Annotated in this window: 9 protein-coding genes; 3 read left to right on the plus strand and 6 right to left on the minus strand. The window is 47.9% G+C overall.

The window, feature by feature from the left end:
- Positions 1–30: 30 nt before the first annotated feature.
- The 3 genes from glgP to MRK00_05925 form a co-directional block, all read right to left on the minus strand.
- Positions 31–2,589 carry an alpha-glucan family phosphorylase gene (gene glgP, locus MRK00_05915; protein ID MDR4516910.1) on the minus strand — a complete coding sequence of 853 codons (2,559 nt, stop codon included), beginning with the start codon at positions 2,587–2,589 and terminating at the stop codon, positions 31–33.
- 221 nt (positions 2,590–2,810) lie between these two features.
- Entirely contained in the window at positions 2,811–3,839 is a 1,029-nt protein-coding gene (gene glk / locus MRK00_05920) for a glucokinase (protein ID MDR4516911.1), read from the minus strand.
- A 365-nt stretch (positions 3,840–4,204) separates the two neighbouring features.
- Positions 4,205–4,831 (minus strand): cytochrome P460 family protein, encoded by a 627-nt coding sequence (locus MRK00_05925; GenBank protein ID MDR4516912.1) that lies wholly within the window; start codon positions 4,829–4,831, stop codon positions 4,205–4,207.
- Between the two features lie 209 nt (positions 4,832–5,040).
- Between MRK00_05925 and MRK00_05930 the strand changes: the two genes are divergently transcribed.
- A complete protein-coding gene (locus MRK00_05930) occupies positions 5,041–5,625 on the plus strand; it encodes a TetR/AcrR family transcriptional regulator (GenBank protein MDR4516913.1) in 585 nt (194 codons plus the stop codon).
- 118 nt (positions 5,626–5,743) lie between these two features.
- Here MRK00_05930 and MRK00_05935 read toward each other — a convergent pair whose 3' ends face one another.
- A complete protein-coding gene (locus MRK00_05935) occupies positions 5,744–6,136 on the minus strand; it encodes a carboxymuconolactone decarboxylase family protein (protein ID MDR4516914.1) in 393 nt (130 codons plus the stop codon).
- 59 nt (positions 6,137–6,195) lie between these two features.
- The gene (locus MRK00_05940; GenBank protein ID MDR4516915.1) at positions 6,196–6,783 is read right to left on the minus strand and encodes a TetR/AcrR family transcriptional regulator; all 588 of its coding nucleotides are present in this window, start codon (positions 6,781–6,783) and stop codon (positions 6,196–6,198) included.
- Between the two features lie 199 nt (positions 6,784–6,982).
- On the opposite strand from MRK00_05940, the gene MRK00_05945 reads away from it, so the two are divergent.
- The gene (locus MRK00_05945) at positions 6,983–7,573 is read left to right on the plus strand and encodes a DUF502 domain-containing protein (GenBank protein MDR4516916.1); all 591 of its coding nucleotides are present in this window, start codon (positions 6,983–6,985) and stop codon (positions 7,571–7,573) included.
- Positions 7,574–7,588: 15 nt separating this feature from the next.
- On the opposite strand, the gene MRK00_05950 is transcribed toward MRK00_05945, so the two are convergent.
- The gene (locus MRK00_05950) at positions 7,589–8,176 is read right to left on the minus strand and encodes an NAD(P)H-dependent oxidoreductase (protein MDR4516917.1); all 588 of its coding nucleotides are present in this window, start codon (positions 8,174–8,176) and stop codon (positions 7,589–7,591) included.
- 208 nt (positions 8,177–8,384) lie between these two features.
- On the opposite strand from MRK00_05950, the gene gltB reads away from it, so the two are divergent.
- A complete protein-coding gene (gene gltB, locus MRK00_05955; protein MDR4516918.1) occupies positions 8,385–12,983 on the plus strand; it encodes a glutamate synthase large subunit in 4,599 nt (1,532 codons plus the stop codon).
- Positions 12,984–12,991 lie beyond the last annotated feature (8 nt).

Below are 12,991 nucleotides of genomic sequence, written 5' to 3' on the forward strand. Positions count from 1 at the left end.
GAATACCGATTATTGTACAGATTGTTTCTCCTACACCCAAACCATCATACCCATTTCCAGCGGATGTGTCAGTAATGAATGATACGGGTAAATACGAATGAAATATTCCTGTTTGCCGCAGAGTTCCGGCGCCAGCCTGAGTTCAAAGATGTGTTCGTCATGCGCTTGCGTACCCGTAAATTCAAAGCGGAAATGATTAAATTTTCGCAGCTGGGTTTTTTTGAACTGACGGCGTATCAGCATTTCTACGACAACATCTTCCGGTTTTAGTCCGTTCAGTTTGGCAGCCACTTTGAAATTCAGGATGGCATTAAAGTTTGCCCGGTTCAGCGGCGTATCGATACGCCGAATTTGAACGCCGCTCCATGCGCTGCGGATACGGTTTTTCCAATCGGCAATCTTCCTGGCGCCGGCAAAATGATCAGCGGCATAGTGTTCACCCTGTTTGCTGGCCGGCTGATAGAAATTGTTCAGGTATTCACTCACCATGCGTGCGGCGCTAAAGCGGGGCAGCAATGATGCCATAGAATGCTTGGCCATTTTCACCCATTCGGGTGAGTAACCGAGTTTGCTGCGATCATAATAAAGAGGTATCACCTGGTCCTGCAGAATTTCATAAAGTGCTTGACTCTCTTCCTGGTCGCGTAATCCTGCTTCCATGTTTTTTGGTCCCGGTTTGATCGCCCAGCCGTTCTGACCATCATAGCCTTCTCCCCACCAACCATCGAGTATACTCAGATTAATCGATCCATTAATGCCGGCTTTAATACCAGATGTGCCGCTGGCTTCCAGAGGAAAAATCGGATTGTTAAGCCAGACATCCACGCCAGCGACCAATCGTCTGGCAAGGCGCAAATCATAACCTTCTACGAGTAACAACCTGCCTTGAAATTCAGGCATATGTGCAATCTGGCTGATTCGCCGGATAAGATCCTGTCCCGGTTCATCGGCCGGATGCGCTTTGCCGGCAAATATAAATAAAACTGGTCGCGCTTCATCGAGTACAATTCTGCGCAGCCAGTCAAGATCATCGAATAACAACGCGGCGCGTTTGTATGTGGCAAAACGTCGTGCAAAACCGATAGTCAGAATATTCGAGTTAATCGGATCGGTAAATTTAAGCAGTCGATCCAGGTGAGCATCAGAACCGTGGTTGCGGGTATTTTGTTCTGCAAGGCGATCGCGGATGCCAAAAAGCATTTGTGATTTCAACGACTGTCGTATACTCCAGAACATGTGATCGGGAATTTCGTGAACACGTTGCCAGAATTCGGTGTCGCACATTTTGTCACGCCAATCGAAGCCAAGATAGCGGTCAAACAAAGCAGTCCATTCCTGTGCAAGAAAAGTCGGCACATGGACACCATTGGTAATATAAGACATGGGATTTTCTTCCGGTTCGATCTGTGGCCATAAATCCTGGCAAATACTGGACGACACATTGCCGTGTATTTTACTTACACCGTTATGCGTGCGCGAGCCGCGAATGGCGAGCGCAGTCATATTGAAATCCACACATTCTGCAGTGTGGCCCAACGCCATGAATGCTTCGCGGTTGAGATTAAAATCTTGATAAAAAGATTCAAAATAGGTCTGCATCATTTCTTCGCTGAAATGATCATGTCCGGCGGGTACCGCAGTATGGGTAGTGAAAACCGTATTGGCCGCTACCGCTTCGAGTGCACTGGAAAAATCCAGGTCTTCATGCATCAGCATACGTGCGCGTTCCAGTATCATGAATGCAGCATGGCCTTCGTTAATATGCCATACCGTCGGCTTAATGCCTATCTCGTGCAGCGCGCGCACCCCTCCTACGCCGAGGATAATTTCCTGCTCAATGCGCATGGTTTTGTCGCCACCATAGAGTTTATGGGTAATATTGCGATCCTCGGGCGAATTTTCCGGCAAATCGGTGTCCAGCAGATAAAGTTTCACGCGACCGATTCTTACCATCCATATTTTTACAAGGACATTGCGTTTAGGTAATGCCACTTCAATTCGCATTTCAGTGCCGTCGTCATGCAAGACAGGCGCTATAGGCAGGTCTTCGAAATCCGAGTCGGTATAGATTGCCTGCTGGTTCCCATGATTATCAATTGTTTGAAAAAAGTAGCCCTGCCGGTAAAGCAATCCAATGCCGACAAACGGTAAGCGCAAGTCGCTTGCCGCCTTGCAGTGATCGCCTGCAAGAATGCCCAGGCCGCCTGAATAAATGGGTAAACTTTCATGAAACCCGAATTCGAAACAAAAATAGGCGATCTGATCTTTCAGTTGTAAGCCGTTCTCCTTATCCAGAGGCGACGGCTGCTCGTAAAGATAGGAATCGAAAGTTGCTAATACACTGTCGTATGTAGTCAAAAAAGTAGGATCTTCCGCTGCTTTCTGCAACACAACTTCATCTGCGCGCTTGAGAAATGCTTTGGGGTTATGTCCGACAGCGCCCCAAAGCGTATGATCGAGTCGTGAAAAAAGTGTTCGTGTGGATCGATCCCAGCTGTACCAGAGATTGTTGGCCAATTCTTCCAGACGCTCAAGACGGGCGGGTATTTTGGGGTTTATTGTAATTGTATATGCGGTTTTAGGAAACATAGTGTAGATCTCCGTGACGAGAAAAAAGTAACATGAATTTGCTGGTTGTCAATACTTCCCGATCATGAGTTATGTGTCTGTATTCATGTGATATTTGTGTTTTTAATGTAATAAATTGTTACGATGCTTTGTTTGCTCAAGTGCGAACAAGTCATAATAGGCAAATAGCGCGCTGATGTGAAGTCAGTCAGCACCTATAACATTCAAAATGACTTCCGAATTCACTTCATCGCGCCATTATGCGAGTCATTATAGTGTGACAATATCCAGGCCTCTCTTTTGGCACCCAGCAGACCGGCCTCGGAGTTGATGATTATTCGTACCGGAATTTCACGCATTAGCCCGGAAAACCGCCCTTTGTTGCAAAATCCGCGAATAAACCCCCCTGCCCGAATAATATCAAGGATCTTGGGCGCAATCCCGCCTGCAATATATACGCCATTTCGGCATAACCCAGCAAGCGCCAAATTGCCTGCATAGGCCCCATAGATTTCTGCAAACAGTTCCAGGGTGCGGATGGCAACCGGATGATTTTGTTCGGTTGCGAGCGCTGTTATAGTCGCGCCGTCGTCCTCAGCCAATTGAATGGGAACAAGATTCGAGAATTCCGTTGTGTCGGTTTGCAGGAAATTGAATAAATGCGTCAAACCAGCGCCCGATAATACGCGCTCAACAGAAACATGATGGAATTTTTTTTGCAATGACTCCAATAATTGAATTTGTATGTTATTGGTGGGTGCAAAATCAATATGCCCCGCTTCTGTTGAAATGGGTTTATAACCCTCTTCCTGCCAGGCCAGCCAGGCGACGCCCATGCCGGTACCTGCACCGAGTACAACGCGCATCGCTCTGGGCAATGCGCAGCCTTCCTGAAGGGTAACCAGATCATCAGGAGATAGCACTTCCACGGCCGTCGCGACCGCTTCAAAATCATTGAGAAGCTTGACACGGGGAATCGAAAACAGATGTGCGATTTTTGCAGCATCCATTTGCCAGGGCAAATTGGTCAATTGAGCCTGCTGGCTAACAACAGGGCCTGCGACTGCAAAACAGGCGGACGCAGACACGCAATCCGATGGAGTAACGCCGGTTTTGCTCAGAAAATCAGTAAAAATGTCAGAAAAACAATTGTATTTTCCACTGTCATAGCGATACGTTTCTTGTGAGAGAATACCGCCATTCTTGACTTCTGCAATCTGTAAGAGGGTTTTGGTTCCGCCGATATCGCCATAAATGATTTTTTTGTTCACGGTGTCTTTGATCCAGAGAATGCCAAAATTTGAATAAATCAAAACGAGCTAAATTCGCATCTATTTTAATGGATTCGGTTGTTAATGTCTGGCACCCTGAATCAGAATCTTAATTAGTGGATAAGAATGTCAATGATGTATCAAGTGGCGCAAATCAATATGTGTGATTGAAACGACTGGCGGCTTTGAAAGGCTTGTCCTTTTGGCGTTCACAAGATGCGGCAAGGTTGTGTTTCGGTGCTTGACAACTACGACTATTGCCCTTGTGCCAACCCTCGTGGAGTAACACCTTGTGAACGCTGTATACGTCATTTTGTAGACTGATTAATCAATAATTAGAAGAATAGTTCTAAAAATTTGGCTTGTTACATGCCGCCCGTTCCTGCTTCTCCCATGGCTTTGCTTGCGCGTAGCACAGGATAATACTGGGTGAAAACAAGATCCGTCGCCGCGTTGCTCTGATGACAGGTTAAGCAGTTTGCAGGGGCTTGTGCGTTTGCGCGTTTATGCAAATGCAGGCTGTTTTCAATTGTAAAACGGAAAAACCCCCAATGACCGGGCGTGTCAGGAAAATACTTTTTGTTTTTAACCATCGCCTCGAGACCGATAAATTCTCCCTGGAAGTAGCCGTTTCCACTGACTGCCTTTTTACTGCCCACACCGACGAGTTCCTTGACGATTATCGTTTCGTCTGGAAATTCACCCGCTGTTTTCCAATGTGTCCAGCTGACCGGATCAATATAAACATTGTGAAACTCCGGGAAAGCGGCTTTGCCGTCGTTCATATCGTTGGGTGTCAAGGGACTGCCGATAAAAACCCATTCCCGGTATCCCGTGGGTCTTTGCAGCTCACCCTTATCATTGAACACAGCATAACTTTTCTCTGCTGGAGAAACCTTATCGGCTGCTACGGGTGCAATGATATGCAGGAGTAGTATGGACAAAGCGAGTGCTGGAATTAGAAATTTCGGATTGGCTCTAAATTGAGTCATGATAATCTCCTTAGGACTGTTAATTGATGATAAAAATTGAATTAAAGTAAACATATCAGTTTACTTGAAAAAATAGTAAACAGAACTGTTTACATTGTCAAGCTTTTTATACACAGATCAGTTTACCCTGTCGAAGATAATTTACACCTATCGGTTTACTTTCTTGTAAAATATTGCTTTTTAAAAGAAAATAAAAATAGAGTGGCATCATGAATAAGAAAGGGGAGCCAGTTGCACTGGAAACACCGAAAAAAAGACAGATTGTGGAAGCGGCGTATGGTCTTTTTAAGGCGAGAGGTTTTTACGCGACAGGCGTGGACTTGATCATGCAGACGGCAAATGTCTCTAAAAGAACCCTATATAAATACTTTCCAACGAAAAATGAATTGATCGTATCGGTGCTGGAATTTTATAGAACGACTTATGCGGCGTATCTTAATCAAATTCTGGAGCGACGGGATAAAACCAGTCGAGAAAAAATTTTGATCATTTTTGAAGATGCCAAACTATGGTTTGAAGATGTTAATTTTCATGGCTGTCTGGCTGTCAACGCAATGGGTGAGTTTTCAGGTAAAGATCGTGCCATTGAGGATACTTGTATCCGGTTCAAACGCTGGGAACTGGATATCTTGTGCGCTTTGACAAAAGATACCGTTTCACAAAAACCGGATGAATTGGCCTGTAAGTTGTTTGTGTTGCTGGAGGGCATGTCCGCAATCGCCCAGGTTACAAAAGGAAAGCTTCCTGTGGATATGACAGCTATGGCTGATGAAATGATAAAAAGTTATCTGTAATTTTCTGCGATCCTTGCCAGGAAATCAGCCTATCCGTAACGTTGAGCGAACTTTATGCAACAGGATTAAATTGACGCCATATCAATGTTCTGATTTTTTCCTTTTATCACGCTAATTATTATTTTTTAGGTTTAATATCGCACGGAAGCTCCGGAAATGAGTTCGCGATTGCGTTGAAGCTGGAAAATAATTCAATAATCTGCTTCGTATGGGCGACCATTTCCCGAGATGCGCCAGAATGGAGTGCCAGTGCTTCGTGTGCCAGGGAGCAATATTTACAGTTGTTTGTGATTGAAACGGCCAGGGCAATTAATTCTCTGGTTTTTCTGTCCAAAGGTCCATCCTCAATCATAATCTGTTTTTCCCTTTGCCAGTTCAAAGCCAACCATTCCGGATCGGCTGAGGCCATCGCCTTGAACAGATTGGGAATCATCCCGAAACTTGCATCGATATCATCATAGACTTCTTTAGCGCGACCTGTGGCATTTGATTTTTCGAGTAATTCTGTCATTTTCCCTCCGGATTATAATAAATACCAATCGGTTTTTAAGTGATCAAAAAAATTTTCCTTTAGTCCAACAGCGTTAATGTGGTATCCATCACCTCCTGCAAAGTTCGTTGATCGGTACCGGCTTTTACCAACGTTCTTAGTCCGCAGATACTGTTTAACAGATAATTCGCTAAACTATCCGCATTGATGCGGCAACTGATCAAATTGTTTTTTTGGTCGCGTTTAATTGCTTCAAGCAGAATTTGTTTTAAATATCCCGTGCCTTTGTTGACCAGATCGGTAACGGCAGCGGTGCGTTGGGAGAATTCATTAGCGGTATTCACCAGAAAGCATCCCTTTATTGCCTGACTGGATGAAACCTCAGAAATAATCTCGGAAAATAGATTGCGGATAAACTGTTTTCCGGAAGAGCTTGATGCCAGTTGTTGCATAAGCGTCTGCCTCAATTCAATACCATACAATTCGATTGTTTTTAAAAATAAACCCTCTTTGCTGCCAAACAATTGATACAGGCGGCTTCTGCATAATTTGGTACTCTGCAACAAATCGTGCAAAGATGTCGCTTCATAGCCGTTCTCCCAGAACAACAGCATTGCCGCTTTTAATGCGTCTTCCGTTTCAACGCTTCTTGGTCTTCCTATCATCATGTGCGTATTTAAAAACCGATCGGTATTTTTGTCAAATGTTTTTCGCTCCAAATAGTTGACAAAGATTAAGGTCAGAAGTTTTTTGCAGGGTAAATTCGGGCATGAAGTTATCGAAGGAGGAGCAACGGTGATAACGCTATACAATAAGTTTATACTCAATATTTTTTTCTTCTCGGTTTATTGCCATGCTGGAGCTATTATGTTGAATTCTATTGGTAGAACGTTGCTTACAGGCCTAATTACCATACTACCTATTGTTCTCACACTGTATCTATTGTACTGGTTGGCAATCTCTTCAGAGAATGTCATGCGCAGTGCGTTACACTTGATTTTTCCAGATCTGGCATATTTCCCCGGGCTTGGGATGATCGTGGGAATGGTTGTGGTGTTTTTTGTCGGCTTGATGATGAAAGCCTTTATCGTGCGCCAGTTGTTTTTGTTTAGCGAACAAATACTTTACCGGTTGCCGCTCATAAAAACGATTTATCGGGCCATGCGCGATCTGTTTGACTTTTTTACACCCAAAGAAAACAAGTTTGGCCGGGTGGTTACCGTAAACTTTAATGGTATGGAACTGATCGGTTTCGTGACCCAGGAAGATACGACAAAATTACCGGCATCGTTTAAAAGCAAAGAAGGCGTGCTGGTGTATATTCCGATGAGTTATATGATTGGTGGATTTACTGTGTTGATACCGCGAAAAGATATTCATCACTGTAGCATGAGCATGGACGAAGCCATGCAGTTTGTATTGACTGCCGGGATCACAGGAAAAAAACCGAATAGATAGTGACGTAGCGCTTTATCAATCGCCGGATTCACCCAGCTTCTGCATCGTGAGTAACCATCTCTGGCGCTTGCCTTCGCTGAGATTTTCAATGGAGCCTATGAGGCTGGTTTTGATCGGGCCGATGCCGGAAAATGCAAGAATGTTGCGTTCGAGCATTTTGAGTCCATGTGCAAAGAAAAACCAGCGGTAGACGAAGGCCGGCATTTCCATGCTGACAATAATGCGCGCCGACTTGCCCGTCAGGCTTTTTTTCGGCATCTGTCCAGGGGCCTCGAATTCAAAGGCAAAGCCCGGGCGAAAAGCCTGTTCAAAAAAGGCCTTGAGCAGTGCCGGCATGGTTCCGAGCCACAAGGGATAGATGATAACCAGATGATTTGCCCAACGAATGGCATCCTGGGCTTGTTTTATCGGATCAGAAGGCATTCCAGTATCAAAATCTTCCTTCGATCGTAGAATGGGAAAGTCCATCGCCGCTACATCGATACAACGCACCGCATGTCCCTTGCTTTCCGCGCCTTTTTGATACGCATTGGCCAGCGCATGACAAAAATGACGCGTTTGCGCGTCCGGGTGTCCCTGAATCAGCGTTATTCGTTTTGTCATATGCTGTTACCTCCAATCATCAATTGAACGATCATCAATCTTTTGGATAGTTTGCAATAATCAATTTTATGCGACATGAATTTGCAAGGGTACCATTACAGCCAAAAAAGTGGATAATGGCAACTAAGGTTGTGTTTGCCTTTTAGCTATTACTGCTGAATCAATTTGCAATAGTGATTCATTAAAAAAGACAATAAGAGGTGCAAAGATGACAATACGCAGTATTCCTTCCAAACAGGGACTCTATGATCCGGCCTTTGAGCATGATGGCTGCGGTATCGGGTTTGTCGTCAATATCAAGGGAAAAGCTTCTCATCGTATCGTCGAGCAGGCGCTCACGATTTTGCATAATCTTGATCATCGGGGGGCTTGCGGCTGCGAAGAAAATACCGGCGATGGCGCAGGCATTTTGCTGCAAATTCCGCACGCTTTCCTGCAGCATGCGTGCGATGGACTCGGGTTCGAGTTGCCCAAGCCTGGGCAGTATGGCGTCGGCATGGTTTTTCTGCCGCCGGACAGAGCGCAACGCCATCAGTGCGAAAAACGACTTGAAGCAATCGTGCGCCAGGAAGGTCAGCAGATACTCGGTTGGCGCAGTGTCCCCACCGACAATCTGTATCTTGGTGACACCGCCAAAGCCTGCGAGCCGTTTGTGCGCCAGATATTTATCGGCCGCGATGCCGGGCTGCAGGATGACATGGCCTTTGAGCGCAAGCTATATGTGATTCGCCGTCTGGTTGAGAATACAATTCGTTACGGAAATATAGACGGTGGCAGCTATTTTTATGTACCCAGTCTTTCCGCCCGGACGCTGGTTTATAAAGGCATGCTCACGCCACGGCAGGTCATCACCTTTTATCCCGATCTCGCCGATACTTTGGTTGAATCTGCGCTGGCGCTTGTTCATTCGCGCTTTAGCACCAATACTTTTCCCAGCTGGGAACGCGCGCATCCCTATCGTTACATGATTCATAATGGGGAATTTAATACTTTGCGGGGAAATGAGAACTGGATGCGGGCACGCCAAGCAATGCTCAGTTCCGATCTTTTTGGCGATGATTTGCCCAAGCTGCTGCCCATCATTCAGGACGACGGCAGTGATTCGGCAAAATTCGACAATTGCCTTGAATTTCTTTGGCTAAGCGGGCGCGACTTGCCCCATGCAATGATGATGATGATTCCGGAGCCCTGGGAAAAGCACCAGAGTATGAATGCCGAGAAGCGCGCTTTTTATGAATATCATAGTTGCCTGATGGAACCCTGGGACGGCCCGGCATCGATTGCGTTCACCGATGGAATCAGCATCGGGGCCATGCTTGACCGTAATGGTTTGCGTCCATCGCGTTACTACGTCACCAAGGACGATCTGGTGATTATGGCTTCCGAAGTCGGCGTGCTGGATGTGCCGTCCGAAAATGTGCTGGAAAAGCGGCGGCTCAAGCCGGGCCGAATGTTTCTGGTTGATACCCGCGAACAACGCATCGTCAGCGACCAGGAGCTGAAGCAGAAAATCGCCATGGCGCAACCCTATCGGCAGTGGCTCGATGAAAACACATTTCATTTCAATGACCTGCCTGATGCCGCTGACCTTCAGCCTGCGTATGACCACCGTGCCGCCCTGCAGCGTCAACGGGCGTTCGGCTATACCTTTGAAGACCTGCGCCTGATTCTGGGTCCCATGGCAATGCACGGTGTGCCGCCTATCGGTTCAATGGGTACGGACACGCCGCTGGCGATACTGTCTGATCAACCTCAGTTACTCTACAACTATTTTAAACAGCTCTTTGCCCAAGTAACCAATCCGCCGATTGACCCGATCCGCGAAGAATTAATCACCGCGACCACGCTGATACTGGGTTCAGAAGGCGATTTGCTGCAGCCGGGTCCGGAAAATTGCCGTCAGTTACGATTGCAGACGCCTGTCCTGGACAACAGTGACATGGAAAAACTGCGCCAACTCGATTGCCCCGGACTGACAACCGCAACAATTCCCATACTGTTCAACATGGCGGAAGGCAAGGCCGCGCTGGAACGGGCGCTGAACGAATTATTCACGTCGGCGGATCAGGCTATAGCAGCAGGCGCGACAATCCTGATTCTGTCGGACAGGCAGTTTGATCATGATCGTGCACCCATTCCGGCGTTATTGGCTTGCGCAGCGCTACACCATCATTTGATTCGCGAGGGAACAAGAAAACGCGCCGGACTGGTGATTGAATCCGGGGAACCGCGCGAAGTCCATCATCTATGTTTGTTGCTGGGGTATGGCGCGCAGGCGATAAATCCCTATATGGCGTACGACTGCCTGAACGATATGATCGGCGAAGGCCTGTTAAATGGAATCGGTTATCACGATGCAGTGAAAAAGTACAACAAGGCAGCGGTAAAAGGCGTGGTTAAAGTCATGTCGAAAATGGGTATTTCAACAATCCAGTCGTATTGCGGCGCGCAGATTTTCGAGGCAGTTGGACTCAATCATGATTTTGTTGACCGCTATTTTACCTGGACAGCTTCACGCATTGGCGGTATTGGCCTGGACGAAATCGCGCAAGAAGGACAACGGCGGCACGCGCGCGCTTTTCCCGTACAGCCGGTTAATTCTTCCGCACTGGATGTCGGCGGTCAATACCAATACCGTGCTGATGGAGAACTGCATCTGTTCAATCCGAAAACGATACATTTGCTCCAAAAAGCCTGCCGCAACACCGATTATGCTGCCTTTAAGGCTTATGCCGCGCTGATCAACGACCAATCCCGGCGGCTGGCGACCTTGCGTGGCCTGCTGGAATTGAAAAAATCGGACAGTTCTATCCCAATAGAAGCGGTGGAGCCGATGGAAGCCATTGTTAAACGCTTTAAAAGCGGCGCAATGTCCTATGGCTCAATCAGTCAGGAGGCTCACGAAGCACTTGCCATTGCGATGAATCGTATCGGCGGCAAAAGCAATACCGGCGAAGGCGGCGAGGATCCCGCGCGTTATGCGCCCGATGCAAATGGGGATTCACGCAATAGCGCCATCAAGCAGGTTGCATCGGCGCGTTTTGGCGTAACCAGCAATTACCTGACCCAGGCCAAGGAATTGCAGATCAAGATGGCCCAGGGCGCAAAGCCTGGCGAAGGTGGGGAACTGCCCGGCCGCAAGGCTTATCCGTGGATTGCCAAAGTACGCTGCTCGACACCCGGCGTTGGGCTGATCTCGCCGCCGCCGCACCATGACATCTATTCGATAGAAGATCTGGCGCAATTGATTTACGATCTGAAAAATGCAAATCATCATGCCCGTATCAGTGTCAAACTGGTGTCTGAAGTCGGTGTCGGCACCATTGCGGCGGGTGTGGCCAAGGGACATGCGGATGTTGTATTGATTAGCGGGCATGATGGCGGCACCGGCGCTTCGCCACTGACCAGCATCAAACACGCGGGTTTGCCTTGGGAACTTGGCCTGGCGGAAACGCACCAGACGCTGCTGTTGAATAATCTGCGCAGCCGCATTGTGGTTGAAACCGACGGTCAGTTAAAAACCGGCCGTGATGTGGTGATTGCCGCCTTGCTCGGCGCCGAGGAATTCGGTTTCGCCACGACGGCACTGGTTTCGATGGGGTGTATCATGATGCGGGTCTGTCATCTGGACACCTGCCCTGTCGGCGTGGCGACGCAAAATCCCGAGTTACGCAAGAAATTTATGGGCGACCCTGCTCATGTCGTCAATTTTATGTATTTTATTGCCCAGGAAATGCGTGAAATCATGGCGGAAATGGGATTTCGAACGGTTAACGAAATGGTAGGCCGCACCGATCGGCTGGAAGTCAGGCAGGCTATCAATCACTGGAAAGCCAAAGGGCTGGACTATTCGAACATACTTTACCAGCCGGAAGTCGGTCCGCAGGTGGGGCGTTTTTCCCAGTTTCCGCAGGATCACGGGCTTGAAAATGCGCTCGATAATCTGGTGCTGCTGGATTTGGCCGAACCGGCGCTGGAACGCCGCGAGAAGGTCAAGGCCAGTCTGTCCATTCGCAATACCAACCGCACTGTCGGAACAATACTGGGCAGTGAAATCACCCGGCGCTACGGCCCCGACGGATTGCCGCAAGACACCGTTCATTTTCATTTTCAGGGCGCTGCCGGGCAGAGTTTTGGCGCATTTATACCGCCAGGACTGACCCTGGAGCTGGAAGGCGACGCCAACGATTATTTCGGCAAGGGTTTGTCAGGCGGCAAACTCATACTCTATCCACCGCCGCAATCCACATTTGTGCCCGAGCAGAATATCATTGTCGGCAATGTCGCGTTTTATGGCGCCACGAGCGGAGAGGCCTATATCCGCGGCATGGCCGGCGAACGGTTTGGCGTGCGTAACAGCGGCGCCAGCATTGTCATTGAAGGCGTAGGCGATCATGGCTGTGAATATATGACCAATGGGCGGGTAGTCGTTCTTGGCGCAACGGGACGCAATTTTGCCGCAGGCATGTCGGGCGGGATTGCCTATGTCTACGACGAGCATGAGCAGTTTTACACGCTTTGCAATCTCGAAACAGTTACGCTTGAACCGCTGGAAGATGAAGACAGTCATGAAATCAAGCACATGATCCAGAACCATGCCAGCGCTACCAGCAGCGAACGGGCGTGGAAGATACTTGCATTGTGGGAAAGCGAAGTGTACAAATTTATCAAAGTCATGCCGAAAGATTATCGGCGCATGCTGGACGCTTTAGACCGTGCACAAAAAGATGGACTGACTGGAGAAAGCGCGATTATGGCTGCATTCGAAGAAAACAAAAACGATATGGCGCGGATCGGCGGGAATTAACACCAAGC

It is taken from the genome of Nitrosomonas sp. (genome assembly GCA_031316255.1).
GTDB lineage: Bacteria > Pseudomonadota > Gammaproteobacteria > Burkholderiales > Nitrosomonadaceae > Nitrosomonas.